We start from the raw sequence: 20,378 nt of genomic DNA on the forward strand, positions 1-20,378 counted from the left end.
CCCATTGGTCGGGGGCTGGGCCGGGGGGTTATACCGGGTCGGCGCGGCCGTCGTTGGGGATGGCGTCGGTATAGGCCCGGTTTTTCCATACAACTCCACGTCCGCGGTGGTGGTTGACTGCCGAGCCGATGGTGGCCGCCGTGTAGAACAGGGCAATGAAAGGGAGTGCAACAGCCCACAGGGGTGACAGGCCAAACCGCCGGAGCGTGGGTACAAACGACCCCATGGAGGCCAGCCATGCCATGGCCCCGACCCAGCGGGCCGGACCATGGGCCAGCAGTGCCAGTGCCATGGGGGCAATCCAGACCACGCCCATGCACAGTACGGTCAGCACCAGCAGGATGGGGGAAAAGCGCAGTTGCACATAGGCCGTGCGCGCAATCATGCGCCAGATGTCAGCCGGGCCGGGGTAGGGGCGGATGGAGCGTGCCAGACAGGAATGGCCCAGATACAGCCGCCCCCCAGCCTGTTTGACACAGCTTGCCAGTGTGCAGTCGTCAATCAACGCGCCCTTGAGGGCCGCAATCCCACCAATATGGCGCAGCATGTCGCGGCGCAGCAGGATTGTCCCCCCGGCCGCCCCAGCGGTGCGCCTGCGGGGGTTGTTGACGCGGGCAAAGGGGTAAAGCAGGGCAAAAAAGAACACAAACGCGGGCACAAGGGCGCGCTCGGCCAGGCTTTCGCACTGTAGCTCGACCATTTCCGACACCAGATGGACCTGGTCCACAAGCGCTTTGGCCACCAGGGTCGAAACATGGGCTGGAGCATGGATGATGTCGGCATCCGTCAGCAGGATAAAGCCGTTGTTGTCGGGGGTCAGCCGCTCGGCATGGGCCACACCTTGCGACACGGCCCAGAGCTTGCCGCTCCACCCTGCTTCCGGGGGGACACCGTCCAGCACGGTCAGGCGGTCATGCGGGTCGGGCAAGGCACGTGCCAAAGTTTCCGTGCCGTCCGTGCTGCGGTCATTGACCATAATAATACGCAGTGTGCCCGGATAGTCCTGCGCGAGCAGGGACGATAAGGCGACTTCGATCGACTCGGCCTCATCCCGCGCAGGCACAACCACGGTGACATCCGGGGCGGTCGTGTCGGGTTGAGGCGTAGGGGAACCATGCCATGCCTGCGGGCGCAGGACAGGGCCAGCCTGCCAGAACCGGCCGTGGCAGAAAATCAGCCCGGCCCAGATCAAGGCGCACAGGATGGACAGAAGCAGCAATGCCATAGGTCGGGTTGCCCCTTACGCTTTGAGCATGCCGTTGTCGCGGAACCAGGTAATGGCGTCCTCCACCGCTGTGTGGGCCGGGCGGGGGGCGTAACCGAGTTCGTGGATGGCTTTGTCGGACGAAAAGAACATTTTCTTGCGCGACATGGCCAGCATCTCCCGCGTGACGCGGGGGGTAATGCCAAAGCTGCGTGACAGCCATTCTGACACTACGGCAACAGGCCAGATGACCTCCTGCGGCAGGCTGATGCGCGGCGGTGGAACATGCGCGATCTCGGACACCATGGCGAACAGGTCACGCAGGAGAAAGTTTTCCCCGCCCAGAATGTATTTCTCACCAATCTGGCCGCGTTCGAGTGCCAGCACATGGCCCTCGGCTACGTCATCCACATGCACGATGTTCACGCCGGTATCGACATAGGCGGGCATGCGGCCTGCCGCGCAATCCAGAATCATCTGCCCGGTGGGGGTGGGTTTGATGTCACGCGGGCCAACGGGGGTGGACGGGTTGACAATAACCGCAGGCAGGCCGCGTTCGCGCACCAGACGCAGCACATCCTGCTCCGCCCGGTATTTGGAGCGCTTGTAAATGCCGATAACGGCATGTTCGCGCACGGGGGTGGTCTCATCGGCAATGCTGCCATCCCCGATCAGTCCCAGAGCCGCAACGGAGGAGCAATAGACAATGCGCTCAACCCCGGCGGCCTGTGCCGCCAGCATCAGCAGGCGGGTGCCTTCGACATTGGCTGTCATCATGGGGGCGGGGTCGGGTACCCACAGCCGGTAGTCGGCTGCGACATGGAAGACATAGCGGCACCCCTCCACCGCGCGGGCAAAGGTGTCGGGGCGGGACAGGTCCCCTTCCACCAGGTCGGCGGGGATGTCGGCAATGTTCCGTCTGTCGCTGCCTTCGCGCACCATAAGCCGAAGGGAGTGTCCGCGCGCGTGCAGGGCGCGTGCTACGGCGGAGCCAACAAAACCAGTGGCGCCGGTCACAAGCGTTTGGGCTGTCATGATAGGACGGACTCTCCCCAGGAAAAGCAGTAGGGTATGGCACAGGCCAGGGCCACGGGGCCGTTGGCCATTATGCCACGCAGTTTGGTCTGTTTCTTTATCCTGACACCTGAGGTGGCGCCAGACCCCGTGGTGGTGTAAGGGAGCGGATCACTCACACATGCGCCTGAACGGGCCAACTGCCGAGCCTGCTGGCTGGGCAGGCCCGCAGGTGTCATGGCCAGATAGAGCTTGGGTCTTGAAGAAGCTTACGGTTTTTCTCACTTTTCTCGGGCTTGTAGCCATCACTGCCGCTATGGCGTGGAGCGGTTTCGATTCCGTTCTGCGGGCTGTCCTGAGTATAGGGTTTGGCGGTTTTCTGGTGGTTATCTGCTGCCAGATGGTGGTGAACGGCGTGCTCGGTCTGGCCTGGCACGCGGCTTTTCCCGAAATCGGATATCTGCGGCTGCTGGGCGCGCGTATGGTGCGCGATGCGGCAGCAACATGCCTGCCTTTCTCGCAAGTAGGGGGGATGGTGCTGGGCGTGCGCGCCACGTGCTTCCGTGCTGGCTCCTCCGGGCGGGCGATCGACCTGCCGGAAGCGACCTGCGCCAATCTGGTGGATATTACGACCGAGGTCATGGGGCAGGTCGTGTTCGTGCTGCTGGCTGTGGCATCGCTTGTGGCGTATCAGCGCTCCAACCCGCTGGTGGTGCCGGTTATCTGCGGGGCGGTTTTCCTTGTGCTGGGTGTGGCTGGTTTTATCTGGACCCAGCGCAATGGTGGCAACCTGCTGCGCCGCTTTGGTGGTGCGTTTACCCGCAGCATGGCCGGGCAGTGGCATGACGGCCTGCTGAGCGGCATGGACACCATGCAGGAGCGGCTGGAGGCGGCATGGAGTCGCCCCTGGCATATCGCGGCCTCTGCTGCCTACCACCTTGTCGGGTGGCTGGGTGGGGCTGGCATGCTCTGGCTGACCGCGGGCTATCTGGGTGTGCATCTGACCTTTTCCCACGCTGTGGCGGTTGAGGGCGTGGCCTGCGCCATTATGTCGGTCGGCTTTCTGGTGCCCGGTAGTCTGGGCGTGCAGGAAGGGGCCTACATGGCACTGGGCCATGCGTTTGGTATCGAGGCGTCGGTCTCTCTTGGCCTGTCGCTGCTGCGGCGTGGGCGCGAACTGGTGATTGGTATTCCTGTGCTGTTGATCTGGCAGGTGTTGGAAATGCGCGGTCTGCGGCGCAGGCAGGCGCTGGCGGCTGGAGCCAGCGCTGCGGCCCCTGCCCAGGGGGAGGACACACACCTTGGTTGATGACACTGCTTTTATTTTTGACACGCTGGTGGTGGTCGGGCCGGGGCTGATTGGCTCATCCGTCCTGCGGCGTGCGCGGGCGGGGCACAGGCTGGCCCGCCGACTGATTGCTGTGGATAGCAGCCCGGCTGTATGCCAGCGCGTGATGGAGCTGGGCATTGCTGATGAGGCAACAACGGATGCCGCAGCCGCAGCCGCACAGGCTGATTGCGTCATGCTGTGTGTGCCGGTCGGGGTGATGGGGGATGTGGCGGCCCAGGTGTTGCCTTTCATGCGCCCCGGGGCGGTGCTGACGGATGTTGGCTCTACCAAGGTTTCGGTGATTGAGGCCATAAGCCCCGTCCTGCGGGCCGATGTGCCGTATGTGCCCTCTCATCCAATGGCGGGCACCGAGTTTTCCGGCCCGGATGCCGGTCTGGTGGACCTGTTTGAAAACCGCTGGTGCCTGCTGACCCCGCTGGACAATACGCCTGCCAGCGCGATCGAGGCCGTGCGGGAACTCTGGCAGCGCTGCGGCGCGCGCCTGCGGGAAATGACACCGGCACATCATGACAGGGTCTGTGCCATTGTCAGCCATCTGCCCCATCTGCTGGCCTTTACCATCTGCGGCACGGCTGATGATCTGGCAGGGGAAACGCGCTCCGAAGTGCTGGATTTTGCAGCATCGGGCTTTAGGGATTTTACGCGTATTGCGGCGTCAGACCCCGTGATGTGGCGTGATATTTTTCTGGCCAATCGAGAAGCCCTGCTGGAAATGCTTGGCCGCTTTATGGAAGATGCCCAGGCCATGGCCCGAGCCATCCGCTGGGGTGATGCCGATTATATCGTGGACCGCATAGAGCGTGGGCGCGAAATCAGAAAAAGCCTGATCGAAAAGCAGCAGGCCTGAACGCCGGCCCATCAAAAGCGGTGTGTGGCAGGCAGGGACTGCGAGGTCCCGGCATGCTCTCAAGGCTCGGCCCTGAGGTCTGAACAGGGTGCTTTGGCCCCCATTGGTTCAGGGTAAAACCAGGGACCCGCACATGGTTCTGGCTGAGGTCAGCTCGGCTGGCCAAAGGCTTTCAGGCGCAGGCTATCCTGGCGTTTGTGGCTGCGGTCCAGCATCGGGTTCAGGGCTGTTGCCTTGTTCCAGGCTTTTAGCGCGGCGGCACCATCATTGCGGTGTTCTTCCACCTTGGACAGCAGGGACCAGCTTTCAGCGTCCGTCGGGTCGCGCTGGAGGGCTTGGCCAAGGTCGGCCACGGCACCATCAAGTGCTCCGGCGACAAGCCGCATCTGTGCCCGGCTGCGCCACAGAATGGCCTGATCAGGTTGCAGGGCCAGCGCATCGCCCATGTCTTCCACCGCATCATCAGGCTTTTCGGCGGTCAGGTCTTTTTCCGCCCGGCGCACGAGCAACTGCGTGGTGGGGGAAAGGCCAGAGGCGCGCAGGGCCTCCAACTGGGCTTGCAGGGTATGGGCCTCGTCCACAGTGCGGGCGTGGGCCAACTGCGTTGCCAGGGTGCTGACAAGCGCTGCCGTTGTGGCCGCAGGGGGCTGCTGGCTGTGCTGCGGTGCTGTGTTGGGGGTATTCTGGGCCTGCGGGGCGGCCTGGCCGACATGGGGCGCAAGAGACGCCGCCATCAGGGCGCTAAAAAGCAGAAACCCGTTTCCCCGCCTGGCGGAAAAACGGGTTTCTGGCATGACAGGCCGCAAGGCCCAGCCCCAAAAGGCTGGTCCTGGCATTGCCTTAGCCCTGGCGGGCTTTCATGCGGGGGTTCTTTTTGTTGATGACGTAAACCCGGCCACGACGACGGACCACACGGCAGTCTTTATCGCGCACCTTGGCTGACTTCAGGCTGTTTCTGATTTTCATGGCCCGTATTCTCCGCCTGTAACTGGTGAGTGCATAAACTTGTATAAGGTGGCACGGCACATACCGGGGCCGAGGCCCAGAGTCAAGATTCGCCGCTTTTCCGAAGCATTTTTCCTTGTCTCAGCCTGTTTTTTTTGTCGTTTGCGGGGTTTGCGGTCTGGCCAGCGTGCCCAGCGTGTCGGCAAGAGCGCGAAAGTCGCTGGCGCGGGGGGACCGTGGTCGCCATGCCAGCCCGATGGTGCGGCTGGCGGGGGCACCTGTCAACGGCTTGGAAACAATGCGCCGCCCCTGGAGGATACCGCCATCAATGGCCATGGCGGGCATGATGGCAATGCCCAGTCCCAGTTCCACCATTTCCGCCATGCTGTGTAGCGACATGGCGGTAAAGGTGGCGTCACTTTCCCCTTCCGACCCGTTGCGGCTGGGGCCTTGGCGGCAGATGGCCAGCGTCTGTTCGCGCAGGCAGTGGCCATCCTCCATCAGCACCATGCTCTGGGCCGACAACTGCTCCACTGGCACTGCCTGCAAGGCTGCCAGAGGGTGCCCTGGGGGCATGATGACATGGAACGGGTCCTGCCAGAGGGGGTGGGTCTCGGTGCCATCACACAGGCAGGGCATGGCCAGCACGAGCATGTCCAACTGGCCTAGAGACAGTTTTTCCAGCAGGTGCTCGGTTGTATCTTCCGTAATGGACAGGCTCAGGCGCGGAAAGTGCTCCCGCACGGTTGTGACGGCCTGCGGGATCAGGAAGGGGCCAATGGTGGGGATGATGCCAAGCCGCATGGGGCCAGTCAGCGGGGTGCGGGCGGCAGCGGCGATCTGCGGCACCGCCTCCAGCGCTAGAAGGGCCTGCCGCGCCCGCAAGGCAATTTCGTGCCCCAATGGAGTAAAGACAACCTTCTTGCCAACGGTGCGGTCCAGCAGGGTGGCATCCAGTTGGCGTTCCAGCGCCATAATGCCCGCTGACAGGGTGGACTGGGTGACCGCGCAGGCCGCTGCGGCCCGGCCAAAATGACGCAGTTCGGAAAGGGCGATCAGGTAGCGGAGTTGCTGGGCTGAGGGCAAAGGGAGCATGGCAGGCACCTGATAGAGGCGGAATGGATGAAGGGCGGTAAAATCATCGAACGAATCAATTATTCCTATATAAAATATTCATTGGCTTAAATGATAAAGCCGCGCCATACATGTCAACGCAGTCTCCGGTGCGGGTCGCGTCGGAGACACAATGCCAGTCTAGTTAAGGAGCAAGCATATGCTTACTGTTGGCGATAAGTTCCCCAGCTTCAACCTGACCGCCGTTCCGGGTGGCCCGGAAGGCCTGAAGGGGCAGTTTGTCCAGATTTCCGACGAGACAGATGCCGGCAAGTGGAAGGTCGTGTTCTTCTGGCCGAAGGACTTCACCTTTGTCTGCCCGACTGAAATCGTGGCTTTTGGCAAGCTTTCCAAGGAATTCGCGGATCGTGACGCCGTTGTCTACGGTGTGTCCATCGACAGCGAGTTCGTGCATCTGAACTGGCGTCTCCACCACGACGACCTGAAGGATCTGCCGATTGCCATGCTCGCTGACATCAAGCGCGAGCTGACAGAAGGCACGGGCGTGCTGGCGCGTGACGCGGGCGTTGCCCTGCGCGCTACCTTTGTGGTCGATCCGCAGGGCGTGATCCGTCACGTTTCTGTGAACGATCTGTCGGTTGGTCGTAACCCGCAGGAAATCATCCGTATTCTCGACGGTCTGCAGAGCGACGAACTGTGCCCCTGTAACTGGAAGAAGGGCGACGACTTTATCAAGGTCTGAGCCTGACACTACCGTTCCCGGCGTGATAACGCGCCGGGAACCCCCGGTGTCGGTGCCCAGGGCTGCCGCATACGGGCTGGGGGCTATGGCCCCTGTGTGATGGCGCTGCCACCACCACGCCCTTCGGGGCCATGCACCACCTGCCACGGGCAGGGGTCTTCCATCATGAAATCGAACGCTTGCAAGGAAGGACAATAAAGCTATGTCCATCGACTCCCTGAAGGATCGTATCCCCGATTACGCAAAGGACCTGCGGCTGAACCTCGGGTCTTTGGCGAATGACGTCACGCTCAACCCGCAGCAGCTTGCAGGCACGTTCGTGGCCTCTGCCATTGCGTCGCGCAATGATGAGGTAACGCGGGCTGTTGTTGCCCATTTCGGCAGCGCGCTGTCCGAGCAGGCGCTAGCCGCCGCCAAGTCCGCCGCCGCCATTATGGGCATGAACAACATCTATTACCGCTTTGTGCACATGGCCGGTGGTGATTACGCCAAGATGCCCGCACAGTTGCGGATGAGCGTGATCGGTAATCCGGGCATTGAAAAGACGGATTTCGAACTGTGGTGTCTGGCAGTTTCCGCCATTAACGGCTGTGACCTGTGCGTGACCAGCCATGAGAAAATTGTGCGTGAAGAACTTGGTAGTGCTGCTGTGCAGACAGCCGCCCGCATTGCCGCAACGGTGCATGCCGTGGCTGTAACCTTGCAGGAAGTGGATGCGCTGAAAGGGGCTTAAGGCCCCGCAGGGTAGCCTGACCGTAGAGGGCAGGAGGGTCGCCACGCTGCCGGTCCATGACCGGGGCCGTGGCGGGCATCCGCATGTCTTGCAGAAACGCCATGGCAGTGCTTGGAGCGTATGGACTTAACAGTATGTAGGGGAAGCTGGTGTGTGACACAGTGCTCAAAGGGAGTGTCGCGCCACTTTCCGTTACAGAGTAAATTTTAAAGGAAAGTGGCGCGAGTGACGGGGCTCGAACCCGCGACCTCCGGCGTGACAGGCCGGCGCTCTAACCAACTGAGCTACACCCGCGTTCTCGGCGTTCATTCTCATGTGCGCCGGTATGTGTGGCTTTATAATGAATTTTTTTGGCTTGGCAACAGGGTAAACGCGAAAAAAAGCACGAAAATGATTTTTTATGGCGATAGTCCGAAAAAACCGCGGACTACCGCCATAAGCGATTGATAAGAAATGCCTTATTTGGCTTTTTCAAACGCGCCCGCAATGCTCAGCGTCACATCGTCACCGATCATGGGCAGATAGGTCTTGATGCCGTACTGGCTGCGCTGGATGGTGCCTGTGGCTTCAAAACCGACCGTGTAGGCCTTGTCCAGCGGATTCACGCCAGAGCCGATATAGCGGGCATGCAGCGTGACAGGCTTGGTCACGCCATGCAGCGTAAAGTTGCCCTTGATGTCAGCCGTGCCCTTGCCGGTGGGAACAACCTGGGTGGATACAAACGTGGCGTTGGGGAACTGCGTGGCGTCCAGCCAGTTGGCTTCCTTCAGTTCTCCGGTCAGGACCGAGCTTGTTGTCTGCACGCTGCTGACGGGGATGGTGACATCCAGCTTCGATTTTTCAGGGTGTGCGCTGTTCAGGTCCAGGCTGCCCGACACGTTGGAGAACAGGCCGGAGTAGTTGGTAAAGCCAATGTGCAGCACCGAGAACGTGACCTGCGTATGGCCGGGTTCCACAGCGTAGTGGCCGCTTTCAACACTGGGGAAGGCCGGGGCAGCATGTGCTGCGGAAACGCTCAGCGCCAGTCCGAGTGTGGCAATGGCCAGGCGGGATGTCATGGATGTCATCAAAAAAACTCCTTGGGTTGCAAAACGGGGGCGTTAGCCGAACTGAAAGCCCGAAAGGGGCTTGCCCAGCACGGTGTCGGCATAAATGCGCTGGCCCTGATCTGGGCCAGCGGCACCTGCGGCCACCATCAGCGGCAGCAGGTGTTCCTCTCTGGGGTGGCTCACCCGTGCGCCGGGGGCGGTGTCCCAGTGGGTCAGCAGCCGGTCGCGTTCGGGCGCAGGGGCACAGGTGGCCGTGGCCAGCCATGTGTCAAAATCCTGCGCGGCCTGATTGGTGGTGGGGGAGCCAGACATAAAGTGCCGCAGATTGTGGTAGGACATGCCCGTGCCAACAATCAGGATATTGCGGTCCCGCAGCGGGGCGATGGCGCGGCCTATGGCAATATGGGCCTGGGGGTCCATGTCTGTCCGCAGGGACAGCTCAACCACCGGAATATCGGCATCAGGAAAAGCCAGCATGAAGGGGATGAACACCCCATGGTCCAGCCCGCGTGTGTCATCCTGGGCGGACGGCAGTCCGTTTTCCTGCAACAGCAGGCGGATCGCGCGTGCAACATCAGGCGCGCCTGGGGCTGGGTATTTCAGCTCATAGGTATGGGGTGGAAAGCCATAGTAATCGTATATCAGCGCGGGCTGGGCCGATGCTGTGACCGTAGGCACGGCTTCTTCCCAATGGCCGGAAACAACCACAATGGCGTCTGGCTTGCGGGGCAGGCGTGTGCTCAGGTCACGCAGAAACTGCGCCATGGTGTCCCATGTGCCGGGCCAGTCCATGAAAAAGCACGGACCGCCCCCATGGGGGATAAACAGGACAGGCTGCCTTTGGGCGGTCTGTTCGCTGTTGTGGGGATGGGGGGCAGAGGCTGCAAAAGGCTGCCCGCTGGCGGTCATGGCCGTTATCCTTGCCGTGATGAGGTGCGGCTTGGACTGTGCGGGTAAAGTGGGGGGATGATAATCCGCGTTGTGCGGAAGATATCTCACACCATGGGTGCGAGGGCAGGGGGCCGGTGGCGGGCGACCCTGGGTCATCCCGCCACCGGCTGGCCTGACTTATTTGGCTTTGGCGGCTTCCAGAGCCTTGACGATAAATTCGCCCGCTTCTTCCTTGGTGCCCCAGCCTGTCACCTTCACCCACTTGCCTTTTTCAAGGTCCTTGTAGCGGGTGAAGAAGTGCTCGATCGCCTTGACGGTGATTTCGGGCAGGTCGTCCACGGTGGCAACCTTGCTGTATTCCGGGTGCACCTTGTCGTGCGGCACGCAGATGATTTTTTCGTCCTGACCGGATTCGTCTTCCATCTTCAGCACGCCAATCGGCCGGGCGCGGATCACGCAGCCGGGGATCACGTTGGTGGGGGTCAGCACCAGAGCGTCCGTCGGGTCGCCATCGGCGGCCAGCGTGTTGGGGATAAAGCCATAGGCCGTCGGGTAGGCCATGGGCGTAAACAGGAAGCGGTCAACCACAAGGGCACCGCTTTCCTTGTCGATTTCGTATTTGACGGAAGAGCCCTGCGGGATCTCGATAACGACATTGATGTCGGACGGAACGTCCTTGCCAGCGGAAAGTTTTGAAACGTCCATGAGACAGGCTCCACTATAAATGGACATTGAAAATGCGTCCGACCCTATCCGCCTGCCCGGCACTTGCCAAGAGAGAGGGCACGAAAGTGCCTCTGTGGAGGATTTTCGTGTGCTATACCCTTGCCAAATGGCTCAGGTTGCGTAATCAGGAAACCGCCTGCGCGCCCGTAGCTCAATTGGTTAGAGCGGGCCGCTCATAACGGCTTGGTTGCGGGTTCAAGTCCTGCCGGGCGCAGGCGCTGGCCACTCTGTGGCGGTTGCCTGCGGGTCTGTCTTTACCGTCCATTCATATCTTTCGGGGGCTCGTCATCATGGCATCCTATCAATACGTCTATGTGATGAAGGACCTGACAAAGTCCTATCCGGGTGGGCGTGAGGTCTTCAAAGGCATTACCCTGTCCTTCATGCCGGGTGCCAAGATCGGTATCCTGGGTGTGAACGGTGCGGGTAAGTCCACGCTGCTCAAGATCATGGCCGGTCTGGACAAGGAATATGGTGGCGAGGCCTGGGCGGCCGAAGGTGTGCGCGTGGGCTACCTGGAGCAGGAGCCCCGGCTGGACCCGGCCCTGACCGTGGGTGAAAACGTTGCCCTGGGGTTTGGTGACCTCAAGAAAGCGGTTGACCGCTTTAACGAAATTTCTGCCCGCTTCGCCGAACCCATGGACGACGAGGAAATGACAGCCCTGCTGGCCGAACAGGCCGAACTGCAGGAAAAAATTGACGCCGGTGATGGCTGGGAACTGGACCGCAAGCTGGAAATCGCGCTGGACGCCCTGCGCTGCCCGCCTGCCAACAGCCCGGTGGACAAGCTTTCGGGCGGGGAAGCCCGGCGCGTGGCCCTGTGCCGCCTGCTGCTGGAAAAGCCAGAACTGCTGCTGCTTGACGAACCGACCAACCACCTCGACGCCGAAAGCGTTGCCTGGCTGGAAAAAACTCTGCGTGACTACGATGGCACGGTGATGGTCATTACCCATGACCGTTACTTCCTCGACAACGTCACCAACTGGATTCTGGAAATCGAACGTGGGCGCGGCATCCCGTTTGAGGGCAACTACTCCGCCTGGCTGACCCAGAAGCGCAAGCGTCTGGCCCAGGAAGAAAAGGAAGAGAGCGCCCGCCAGCGTGCCCTTGCAGCGGAACAGGACTGGATTAACGCCAGCCCCAAAGCCCGCCAGACCAAGAGCAAGGCACGTATTGCCAAGTATGAGGAAATGCTGGCTGCCAGTGCTGACAAGGTTGGTGGTGTGGCTGACATTGTCATCCCCCCTGGCCCGCGTCTGGGTGGCACCGTGATCGAGGCGGAAAACCTGAGCAAAGGCTATGGTGACCGCCTGCTCATTGACAACCTCAACTTCAAGCTGCCCCCCGGTGGCATTGTCGGTGTTATCGGCCCCAACGGTGCGGGTAAGTCCACCCTGTTCAAGATGATCATCGGGCAGGAAACACCCGACTCGGGCGCACTGCGGATGGGTGACACGGTCAAGCTGGGCTATGTTGACCAGTCCCGTGATGACCTGGATGCCAACCGCACGGTGTGGGAAGAAATTTCCGGCGGGACAGACGTGATCTACCTTGGCAAGCGTGCCGTGCCGTCACGCGCCTATGTCGGGGCGTTCAACTTCAAGGGCTCCGACCAGCAGAAAAAGGTCGGCGTGCTGTCCGGTGGTGAGCGTAACCGCGTGCATCTGGCCAAGATGCTGCGGCAGGAAAGCAACGTCATCCTGCTTGACGAACCGACCAACGACCTTGACGTTGACACCCTGCGCGCGCTGGAAGACGCCTTGGCGGAATTCCCCGGCTGCGCGGTTGTGATCTCGCATGACCGCTGGTTCCTTGACCGTCTGGCAACGCATATCCTTGCGTTCGAGGGTGACTCCCACGTTGAGTGGTTTGAGGGTAACTTCCAGGCTTATGAGGAAGACAAACGCCGTCGCCTTGGCCCGGATGCGACCGAGCCCAGCCGTATCCGCTACCGCCCACTGGCCCGCTAACCGGCCTGCCGTGGTCCCGTTCCCGCATGGCCTGCAACGCTGTGGGGAAGGGGGCTGAGGCATGGATATTCGCTCTGTCAGAACACCAAGGCTGGTACTCCAGCCTGTCCGCTGGTCCGACATAGAGGACATGGCCCGGCTCAAGGCCGACAGCGGGGCTTTTGGGCGTATGCTCGGCGGGGTCTGTACCCGCCAGCAGGCCGAGCGTGAAATGGCGGATGACATTGCCTTCTGGGCCTGTCACCGCGTTGGCATTTTTACCATACAGGAAAACGGACGTTTTGTGGGCATGACCGGCCTGCATGACCGACCGGATGGCAGGGGCTTTGGGCTACGGTTTGCCCTGTTCCCCTGGGCCAGTGGGCGTGGCCTCGCGCGTGAGGCTGCGAATGCGGCCCTTAACGTTGCGCATGATGCGGGCATGCGCCGGGTTGTGGCTGTGGCAGCGGAAAATAATCTGGCCTCCCGCACGATCCTGGGCAGCATAGGCATGCGCCACACCGACAGCTTCACCCGTAACGGGCAGGTGATGGAAGTGTACGAGAGTATCCGCGGATAGCAAAAGGGCGCTTCCCATGGCGGGGAGCGCCCTTTTATAGTCCAACCTTTGCCCGCACTGCCTGACATCCTGTTTAAAGGGATGCTGTGGCGTCTGGGCGGGCTTAGGCCTTAGTTGTTCGTGGCAGCCTGTGTGTGGTGGTCAAGCTGCTTCTGCAGGGCTTTGAGCAGGGTATCCACACTGCCGCCGTTGCGGGCGACAAAGGCGGAGTAGTCATTGCGCTGTGTCAGGCGCAGGCTTGCACCTTCCCCAATCACATCCACCACCTTGGGGCTGCCGGACTGGTAGCCGACAATCCACTGCATGGTCGCGGGAGGCTGCTGCGGGCGGACAAGAGTCGCGTCCACGGCGTCATCATCCCCGTTCTTGCTCACCCCACCGATGGTAAAGCTGACACCGCGATATTCGCCCAGCTTGTCGGTAATGGCGTTAACAAGCACCTGATGGAACAGGCTGAGGTAACGGCTTTTCTGTTCCGGTGTGGCTACTTTCCAGTAGCGGCCCAGGCAGTAGCGGCCGATCCCGTCAATATCGACGTTCTGCTGCACAAGAGGCAGCACCTTCTGCTTTTTTTCCGCCAGACTCACAGGGCTGTTGACGATTGTGACAAGCTGGTCGCCGAACGTCTGGATAAAAGCTTTTGCGCTCTGCGCGGCACGCGCGGGTACAGCGGCCATAAAGCCAGCACACCCCACGGCCAGTACGCTCAGGAGAGTACGACGGCCGACAAGAAAGGTCATATCTGCGCTACCTTGTGTTGTTGTTACTGGTACCAGGCAGGCACCGTGGCGCGGTGATCATTCTTGATCGCCTCGGCCTGGGCTTTGCGCTGCTGCTGGTAGGCGCTTCGGATGGTGGCGTAGGGGTCGAGCGCATCGCGCTCAAGGGCGTCCAGGTCGTCCAGATGTTCGGAACGGCCCTGAATGACGCCAAACATGTTGTAAGCCCAGTTGAAGCTGATCAGCCCATAACCACGCGGGACATAGTTCCACGGGGACAGGCCCTGATCAATCCCGTAACCGATTCCATCACGGAAGGAGGACGGACCCATGGGCAGGAACAGGTATGGCCCGGAGGAAATGCCCCAGTTGGCCAGGGTCAGGCCTGCGTCGTTGTCATGGTGGGGAAAGCCCGCCATTTTGGCAACGTCGATCAACCCGCCGATCCCGACAGTCATGTTGATACACCACCGCGCGAAGGAGTCGCCCGCCCGGCGTGGCTTGCCTGCCCCCACGTCGTTGAAGAACACGGACGGTTCATTCATGGTCGTGATCATGTTGCCCAGCGAATTGCGGACCGCACGCGGGACTGACCACACATAGGCCCGGGCAACGGGCTTAAGGGCGTATTTATCCACCTTCATGGTCATTCTGAAGGTCATGCGGTTCAGCGGTTCGTAGGGGTCGTTGGCGGCTTTGTATTCGGCCAGGGCATCGGGGTCCGTGGGGACGGGGGCCTTGATGGCGCTGCACCCTGCGGTGGTGCCAGCCAGCATCAGGGTCAGGCAGAGTCTTCCCAGGCGGGAACGGTGCAATGCGGGGGAACCTTCCCGCGCCTGCGTGCGCGGGCGGAGCCGAGAGCCGTTCCGTCCTGAAATCATCGTCGCCGTTACCTTTGTGCTATGCGACCACGCCGTGCAGAAGCTGCGGGCCGACCTGTTACTGCTGTTTTCTCTAGCATGAGAAACGCCACACGCAATGGCAGGGCTTCTCTGCATGAGGGTATGGGGGGCAGAAATATCCCTGCCAAAAGGGGGCTTATAAGGGGCGTGGTGGTGTTTTGGTCCGTCCTGTTGCCAGAAAGCCGCACTCTGATCCCCTCTGATAAGGGCGGTCAGAGGCCGCGGTCACGTTTGATAATGTCCCATGCCGCATTGATGGAAGAAATACGGACCGAGGCAGCCTCGATCTCCTGCGGGCTGGCATTGCGGGCGGCCAGCACGTCGGGGTGGTGCTGGCGCACCAGGGACTTCCAGTGCGCGCGCAGTTCCTCGTTGGACAGCGATGTGCTGACACCCAGAATGGTATAGGCGTCGTTCTCGGCCATGCTGGCGCGGGCACGGCCCTGTTCAGCCCTGTCCCATGCGCCACGGCCAAGGCCAAACAGCGCATGCACCCGACGCAGGAATTTTTCTTCCTCCGGGGCCAGGGGTTCGCCCGGCTCAAGGTCGGCCCGCGCAATGGTGAACAGAATACCCAGCAGGTCTTCCAGCGGGGGGGTATCGGCCCCGTAGGCCTGCCCCAGTTCGCGCGCAAAGGCTTCGTAATCGTCCGTGCGTTGGCGGGCCATGTCAAACAGGCGGCCCAGTTCGCGCATGTTTTCGGGCGGGACCTGAAAACGGGCTTTGAAAGCGTTGATTTCCTTGCGGTTGACCGGCGCATCGCACTTGGCCAGCTTGGCGCTCAGGATCACGCAGGTCAGCCCGTAGAGCTGTTCCTTTTTGCCCATGGCGGCAGCCAGTTTGGCCGCAATAAAGGTGGCGGCCCCACTGGGGTCTGGCCGCTCGCGCGAGGCCCAGCGGTCGCTCCAGCCACCGGTCGGGGCGTTCAGCAGCGTGCCATTGTCCGCAGCGTGGCCAAGGGCTGCACCCAGTGCGGCCCCTACCGGCCCGCCCATGGCAAAACCGGCCACACCACCAAAAAGTTTACCCCATATAGCCATGTCTGTTTTCTTACCACGCTCTGTCCGTTGGCCCAAATGCAGAGTGCCGCGTGGGTGGGGCAACAGGAATGCACGGGCTTGTGTGCTGTGGGGCGGGTGGTTTCAAAATCCCGGCAGCAAGGGTGTGTATGGCGGCGGGTAGGGGTGTCAGTCTGCGGGCGGAGCCTGTCTGGCCCAGCGCAGGGCATGGACCCGCAAGGTGGAGGCCAGGGACTGTTCGGGCCCGCGTGCGGCGTCGATCTGGGTGACAAGCTGGGGCAGGGGGAGCGCCTGTTGCAGCGCCATTTCCGCCAGAGTGGCCCAGAACTCGGGCTCCAGCGCCACGCTGGTGTCGTGGCCTGCCAGCATCAGGGTGCGTTTTTTCAGGTGTGCGCTCATTCCAGCAGCTCTCCAAGGCGATGCAGCGCCCAGTGCGCGGCCTCGGCCACGATAGGGTCCGGGTCTGTCAGCAGCGCGGCGGCATGGGGGCGCAATTCTGGCAGGCCCGAATTACCAATGGCGATCAATACATTGCGCATAAAGCGGTTGCGCCCGATCCGCTTTATGGGGGAGCCGGAAAAGAAAGTGCGAAAGGCCGCATCATCAAGCTGGCTTAACATGGCCAGTTGCGGGGCGATCAGCTCCTCCCGTGGGTGCAGCTTGGTGTGGGTGGAGGCCCGGGCAAAGCGATTCCAGGGGCATACGGCCAGGCAGTCGTCACACCCATAAATGCGGGTGCCGATCAGGGGGCGCAGTGGTTCTGGTATGGGGCCTGCGTGTTCGATGGTCAGGTAGGCAACGCAGCGGCGGGCATCAAGCTTGTAAGGGCTGGGAAAAGCATCGGTCGGGCAGGCTTGCAGGCAGCGGGTGCAACTGCCGCACCCCCCGCCGGATGGGGGAGAGGGCGGGAGGTCCAGCGTGGTATAAATCTCGCCCAGAAACAGCCAGCTTCCCTGCTGGCGGGATACCAGATTGGTGTGTTTGCCCTGCCAGCCAAGCCCAGCCTGTGCCGCCAGAGGTTTTTCTGCCACGGGCGCGGTATCGACAAACACTTTGACATCATGCGTTTGCCCTGCCTGCTGTCGCCCGGCCTGCACAACAAATTGGGCAAGATGCTTGAGCATGCCTTTGACGAGGTCATGATAGTCCCGGTTGCGGGCATAGACCGAAATATTGCCGCAGTCGGGCCGCTGCAATGTTGCCAGCGGGTCACCCTGCGGCGCGTAGGAGACCCCAAGGGCAATGATACTGCGGGCCTGGGGCCACAGGCCGGTGGGCTGGCTGCGCTGCTCCACCCTGTCAGCCAGCCACCCCATTTCCCCATGGTAGCCGTTGTCCAGAAAGTCGCGCAGCCGCTGGCCCACCTCCGGCCCCAGTGCCGCAGGGCAAAAGCCTATGGCGTCAAACCCCAGAGCAAATGCCTTGTCGCGGATTCTCGCAGCCAGTCTGGTGTTGTCGGGGGGCTGCCCTGTCATCGGCTGCTGTTATGGCACGGGGGGGATGGCGGGCTGGGGCATTTCATCCTCCGTCCAGTCTTCCGCCTGCCACCCGGCGCGCAGGGTCTGGGCCAGGGTATTGAGCTGCCCCTGCACAATGGCTTGGCGGATCTGGCGCATCAGGCGCTGGTAATAGGCCAGATTATGCCATGTCAGCAGCATGGGGCCGAGGATTTCGTTCGAGCGGAACAGGTGGTGCAGGTAAGCGCGGCTGTGGCGCGTGCAGGCCAGACAGTCACAATGGGGGGAAATAGGGCGGGAATCGGTCGCGTGGCGGGCGTTACGCAGGTTCAGCGTGCCGCGTTCCGTATAGGCCCGCGCCGTGCGGCCCGCGCGGGTGGGCATGACACAGTCGAACATGTCCACCCCCCGCATAACGCTGCCCAGCAGGTCGTCAGGCGTGCCAACGCCCATCAGATAGCGGGGTTTGTCCTGGGGCATCAGTGGGGTGGTGGTGTCCAGGGTGGCGAACATGAGTTCCTGCCCTTCGCCCACGGCCAGCCCGCCGATGGCATAGCCCTCAAAGCCGATGTTGGTCAGCGCGGCCACACTTTCTGCCCGCAGGTCGGCCTCGGTCCCGCCCTGCACAATGCCGAACTGGCCGTAGCCTTCCCGCTGGACATAAGCCTCGCGCGAGCGGGCGGCCCAGCGCATGGACAGGCGCATGGACGCCGCAATGGCCTCGGGCGGGGCGGGTAGGGCCGGACATTCATCAAAACACATGGTGATGGTGGCATCGAGCGCATGCTGGATGTCGGTCGAGCTTTCGGGGGTCAGCCGGTGCTCCGACCCATCAATATGGGAGCGAAAGGTCACGCCGTCCTGGTCCAGCTTGCGCAGTGCACCAAGGGACATGACCTGAAAGCCCCCCGAATCGGTCAGGATCGGGCCGCTCCAGTCCATAAAGCGGTGCAACCCGCCCAGTGCGCGCACCCGCTCTGCCCCAGGCCGCAGCATGAGGTGGTAGGTATTGCCCAGCACAATTCCCGCCCCGGTTGAGCGCACGGCATCCATCGTCATGGCCTTGACCGTGCCAACCGTGCCGACAGGCATGAAGGTGGGGGTCTGCACAGGGCCGTGGGCGGTGTGCAGGGTGCCTGCGCGGGCCGCGCCGTCAGTGCTTTCGCAGGTCCAGTGGAAACGGGTCATCATCTGGCTCCGGTGCAGGGGGCATCAAGGGGGCTGGCGCAGCGCAGCAGGCAGGCATCGCCGTAGGAATAGAAGCGGTACCCATGGGTGACAGCATGGGTGTAAATCTGGCGTGCGCGCTCAACCCCCGCAAAGGCGGAAACCAGCATGAACAGGGTTGAGCGCGGCAGGTGGAAATTGGTCATCAGCATATCCACCGCGCGGAAACGGTAGCCAGGGCGGATAAAAATGGCGGTCTCGCCCTCAAAGGGGTGGACGATGCCATTGGTATCGGCCGCACTTTCCAAAAGCCGCAGGGTTGTGGTGCCGATTGCAATAATCCGCCCGCCTGTCTTGCGGGTGGCGTTGATGGCATCGGCCGTTTCCTGCGTGATAACCCCTCGTTCGGAGTGCATGCGGTGGCGGGAGATGTCGTCATCCCGCACGGGCAGGAAGGTACCCGCCCCGACATGCAGCGTCAGGGTGCGGCGCTGCGCGCCTGTGGCGTCAACGGCGTCCAGCAGGGCGGGGGTAAAGTGCAGCCCTGCCGTGGGGGCTGCGACAGCCCCGCGGGCGCGCTCAAAAATGGTGGCGTAATCTTGGGCGTCACGCTGGGTGGGGCCATGGGGGCGGTGGATATACGGGGGCAGCGCCAGCGCCCCGGCCGCCAGCAGGAACTGGTCAAACGCATCACCCTGGGCTGAAAAATGCAGGACAGCCCCGCCCCCGTCTTCCAGCGCCTGCACACTGGCGGTTACGTCCGTGCCGGAGAATGTCAGGGTATCACCCACCTTCAGGCGGCGGGCATTGCGTGCCAGCACATGCCAGGCGCCGTCGGGCCGGATCTGGTCCAGGGTAATGCCAATATGGGCCTCCCCCCGGCGGGCCTGCAACTGGGCGCGAATAACGGCGGTATCGTTGGCAACCAGCAGGTCTCCCGCACGCAGCAGGCCGGGCAGGTCGCGCACATGGCGGTCTGCCAGCGCGTCTGGGCTGCTGGCGTCCAGCAGGCGCGCGGCCTCACGCGGGCGGGCGGGTTCCTGCGCGATCAGGCTTTCGGGCAGGTGGAAGTCAAAGTCTTCTGTGCGGTCGCTCATGATGTGGCCGGGTTTACGCAATCACCCTCGGCAAGGCCAGAGGGAATACGGGCGTCTATGCTCCTGGGGCTTGAAGCGCAGGGCGGACAGGGCCAGACTCCGCCCCATACATGCCAGCGCCATGCCGCTGGCAGGATAACCCATAAGGAGAAAACACATGTCCTATGCTCTGCTCGACGCGGCCCGCGTTGCCAAGGCTGCCGGGGTTTCGCTCGGCGTTCTCAAGCAGGCTGATGAGGCATCGGAAGCCCATGTGCGCAAGGTCATCATGATCGAACGGATTGAGGCTCTGGCCAGTGCGGCTGCCGACTCCAGCCAGGGCGTGACCCTGACATCGGAGGAATTCTGGCTGATCAGCCGTAACTGGTAAGGGGGCTGTCATGGCTTTTGTGCTGACAAGCCCGGGGTTTGAAACCGGGCAGATTCTGCCACAGGCACAGGTATACAATGGCATGGGGCAGTCAGGGGCTAATTTGTCCCCCGCACTGCACTGGCAAGGCGCGCCCGAAGGGACAAAGAGCTTTGTCATTACCGCCTATGACCCGGACGCTCCTACAGGATCAGGCTGGTGGCACTGGGTGGTGGTGAATATTCCCCCCACTGTGACCAGTGTTCCCGAAGGGGCCGGGTCGGGCAAGGGTGGCCTGCCGGAGGGTGCTTTGCAGGTCCGTACCGATTTTGGTGCGCCGGGCTATGGCGGGGCAGCGCCACCGCCGGGGCACCTGCACCGGTATGTATTTACCGTCTATGCGCTGGATGTGCCCAGTCTGGATGTCACGGCTGATTCCAGCCCGGCTTTGGTGGGCTTTATGGTCCACCACCATCAACTGGCTGCCGCAAGGCTGACAGCCCTGTATGGTGGCGTAGCCCGTTAGTGGGCGTTGCCTGCCACGTGTGACACCATACGTGGCA

The 20,378-nt window shown here is 62.1% G+C and carries 23 protein-coding genes and 2 tRNA genes; 9 read left to right on the plus strand and 16 right to left on the minus strand.

The features are described 5' to 3' along the window. Positions 1-28: 28 nt before the first annotated feature. Both FLP30_RS07020 and hpnA read right to left on the minus strand, forming a co-directional pair. The gene (locus FLP30_RS07020; protein ID WP_149279178.1) at positions 29-1,225 is read right to left on the minus strand and encodes a glycosyltransferase; all 1,197 of its coding nucleotides are present in this window, start codon (positions 1,223-1,225) and stop codon (positions 29-31) included. A gap of 15 nt (positions 1,226-1,240) precedes the next feature. Then, positions 1,241-2,239, minus strand: coding sequence for a hopanoid-associated sugar epimerase (gene hpnA / locus FLP30_RS07025; RefSeq protein WP_149279179.1), 999 nt, complete (start codon positions 2,237-2,239; stop codon positions 1,241-1,243). 211 nt (positions 2,240-2,450) lie between these two features. Here hpnA and FLP30_RS07030 point away from each other — a divergent pair, with 211 nt between their 5' ends. Both FLP30_RS07030 and FLP30_RS07035 read left to right on the plus strand, forming a co-directional pair. Further along, a complete protein-coding gene (locus FLP30_RS07030) occupies positions 2,451-3,527 on the plus strand; it encodes a lysylphosphatidylglycerol synthase domain-containing protein (RefSeq protein WP_149280282.1) in 1,077 nt (358 codons plus the stop codon). Next, the gene (locus FLP30_RS07035) at positions 3,520-4,416 is read left to right on the plus strand and encodes a prephenate dehydrogenase/arogenate dehydrogenase family protein (protein ID WP_149279180.1); all 897 of its coding nucleotides are present in this window, start codon (positions 3,520-3,522) and stop codon (positions 4,414-4,416) included. Before FLP30_RS07030 ends, FLP30_RS07035 begins: the two co-directional genes overlap by 8 nt. A 149-nt stretch (positions 4,417-4,565) precedes the next feature. Here FLP30_RS07035 and FLP30_RS07040 read toward each other — a convergent pair whose 3' ends face one another. The 3 genes from FLP30_RS07040 to FLP30_RS07050 form a co-directional block, all read right to left on the minus strand. Further along, positions 4,566-5,150: a tetratricopeptide repeat protein gene (locus FLP30_RS07040; protein ID WP_246856633.1), complete on the minus strand. Its 585-nt coding sequence runs from the start codon at positions 5,148-5,150 to the stop codon at positions 4,566-4,568. 106 nt (positions 5,151-5,256) lie between these two features. Then, positions 5,257-5,382: a type B 50S ribosomal protein L36 gene (gene ykgO / locus FLP30_RS07045; protein WP_003625637.1), complete on the minus strand. Its 126-nt coding sequence runs from the start codon at positions 5,380-5,382 to the stop codon at positions 5,257-5,259. A 120-nt stretch (positions 5,383-5,502) separates the two neighbouring features. Beyond that, complete coding sequence (locus FLP30_RS07050; protein ID WP_149279182.1) at positions 5,503-6,456, minus strand: hydrogen peroxide-inducible genes activator; 954 nt, start codon at positions 6,454-6,456, stop codon at positions 5,503-5,505. Between the two features lie 178 nt (positions 6,457-6,634). Between FLP30_RS07050 and FLP30_RS07055 the strand changes: the two genes are divergently transcribed. Further along, entirely contained in the window at positions 6,635-7,177 is a 543-nt protein-coding gene (locus tag FLP30_RS07055) for a peroxiredoxin (RefSeq protein WP_149279183.1), read from the plus strand. A gap of 202 nt (positions 7,178-7,379) precedes the next feature. Further along, the gene (locus FLP30_RS07060; protein WP_149279184.1) at positions 7,380-7,910 is read left to right on the plus strand and encodes a carboxymuconolactone decarboxylase family protein; all 531 of its coding nucleotides are present in this window, start codon (positions 7,380-7,382) and stop codon (positions 7,908-7,910) included. A gap of 217 nt (positions 7,911-8,127) precedes the next feature. Here FLP30_RS07060 and FLP30_RS07065 read toward each other — a convergent pair. The 4 genes from FLP30_RS07065 to ppa all read right to left on the minus strand — a co-directional run bounded on the left by FLP30_RS07065 (position 8,128) and on the right by ppa (position 10,555). After that, positions 8,128-8,204: transfer RNA gene (locus FLP30_RS07065), tRNA-Asp, on the minus strand. Positions 8,205-8,368: 164 nt separating this feature from the next. Then, positions 8,369-8,977 (minus strand): YceI family protein, encoded by a 609-nt coding sequence (locus tag FLP30_RS07070; RefSeq protein ID WP_210419258.1) that lies wholly within the window; start codon positions 8,975-8,977, stop codon positions 8,369-8,371. Positions 8,978-9,010: 33 nt separating this feature from the next. After that, positions 9,011-9,751 (minus strand): DODA-type extradiol aromatic ring-opening family dioxygenase, encoded by a 741-nt coding sequence (locus tag FLP30_RS07075; RefSeq protein ID WP_456304225.1) that lies wholly within the window; start codon positions 9,749-9,751, stop codon positions 9,011-9,013. A 276-nt stretch (positions 9,752-10,027) separates the two neighbouring features. Beyond that, positions 10,028-10,555 carry an inorganic diphosphatase gene (gene ppa / locus FLP30_RS07080; RefSeq protein WP_149279187.1) on the minus strand — a complete coding sequence of 176 codons (528 nt, stop codon included), beginning with the start codon at positions 10,553-10,555 and terminating at the stop codon, positions 10,028-10,030. Between the two features lie 161 nt (positions 10,556-10,716). Here ppa and FLP30_RS07085 point away from each other — a divergent pair. From FLP30_RS07085 to FLP30_RS07095, 3 genes are all read left to right on the plus strand, one after another. Next, a tRNA-Ile gene (locus FLP30_RS07085) sits at positions 10,717-10,790 on the plus strand. Between the two features lie 76 nt (positions 10,791-10,866). Beyond that, positions 10,867-12,546: an energy-dependent translational throttle protein EttA gene (gene ettA / locus FLP30_RS07090; protein ID WP_149279188.1), complete on the plus strand. Its 1,680-nt coding sequence runs from the start codon at positions 10,867-10,869 to the stop codon at positions 12,544-12,546. 61 nt (positions 12,547-12,607) lie between these two features. Next, positions 12,608-13,105, plus strand: coding sequence for a GNAT family N-acetyltransferase (locus tag FLP30_RS07095; RefSeq protein ID WP_149279189.1), 498 nt, complete (start codon positions 12,608-12,610; stop codon positions 13,103-13,105). Between the two features lie 110 nt (positions 13,106-13,215). Here FLP30_RS07095 and FLP30_RS07100 read toward each other — a convergent pair whose 3' ends face one another. From FLP30_RS07100 to queA, 7 genes are all read right to left on the minus strand, one after another. Beyond that, complete coding sequence (locus tag FLP30_RS07100) at positions 13,216-13,845, minus strand: MlaC/ttg2D family ABC transporter substrate-binding protein (protein ID WP_149279190.1); 630 nt, start codon at positions 13,843-13,845, stop codon at positions 13,216-13,218. Between the two features lie 23 nt (positions 13,846-13,868). Beyond that, entirely contained in the window at positions 13,869-14,705 is an 837-nt protein-coding gene (locus FLP30_RS07105) for an MlaA family lipoprotein (RefSeq protein ID WP_149279191.1), read from the minus strand. A 233-nt stretch (positions 14,706-14,938) separates the two neighbouring features. After that, positions 14,939-15,766 carry a TerB family tellurite resistance protein gene (locus tag FLP30_RS07110; protein ID WP_149279192.1) on the minus strand — a complete coding sequence of 276 codons (828 nt, stop codon included), beginning with the start codon at positions 15,764-15,766 and terminating at the stop codon, positions 14,939-14,941. 147 nt (positions 15,767-15,913) lie between these two features. Next, complete coding sequence (locus FLP30_RS07115; protein WP_149279193.1) at positions 15,914-16,144, minus strand: ribbon-helix-helix domain-containing protein; 231 nt, start codon at positions 16,142-16,144, stop codon at positions 15,914-15,916. Then, the gene (queG, locus tag FLP30_RS07120; RefSeq protein ID WP_149279194.1) at positions 16,141-17,220 is read right to left on the minus strand and encodes a tRNA epoxyqueuosine(34) reductase QueG; all 1,080 of its coding nucleotides are present in this window, start codon (positions 17,218-17,220) and stop codon (positions 16,141-16,143) included. The genes FLP30_RS07115 and queG overlap by 4 nt, the downstream gene beginning before the upstream one ends. 9 nt (positions 17,221-17,229) lie before the next feature. Beyond that, positions 17,230-18,390, minus strand: a complete 1,161-nt coding sequence (tgt, locus tag FLP30_RS07125; RefSeq protein ID WP_149280283.1) for a tRNA guanosine(34) transglycosylase Tgt — start codon at positions 18,388-18,390, stop codon at positions 17,230-17,232. After that, a complete protein-coding gene (gene queA, locus FLP30_RS07130; RefSeq protein WP_149279195.1) occupies positions 18,390-19,466 on the minus strand; it encodes a tRNA preQ1(34) S-adenosylmethionine ribosyltransferase-isomerase QueA in 1,077 nt (358 codons plus the stop codon). The genes tgt and queA overlap by 1 nt, the downstream gene beginning before the upstream one ends. Positions 19,467-19,623: 157 nt before the next feature. Between queA and FLP30_RS07135 the strand changes: the two genes are divergently transcribed. Next, positions 19,624-19,836 (plus strand): hypothetical protein, encoded by a 213-nt coding sequence (locus FLP30_RS07135; RefSeq protein WP_149279196.1) that lies wholly within the window; start codon positions 19,624-19,626, stop codon positions 19,834-19,836. Between the two features lie 10 nt (positions 19,837-19,846). Further along, positions 19,847-20,341, plus strand: coding sequence for a kinase inhibitor (locus FLP30_RS07140; RefSeq protein WP_149279197.1), 495 nt, complete (start codon positions 19,847-19,849; stop codon positions 20,339-20,341). Positions 20,342-20,378 lie beyond the last annotated feature (37 nt).

Origin of the sequence: Acetobacter vaccinii (genome assembly GCF_008365315.1) — a bacterium.
Classification (GTDB): Bacteria; Pseudomonadota; Alphaproteobacteria; order Acetobacterales; family Acetobacteraceae; genus Acetobacter; species Acetobacter vaccinii.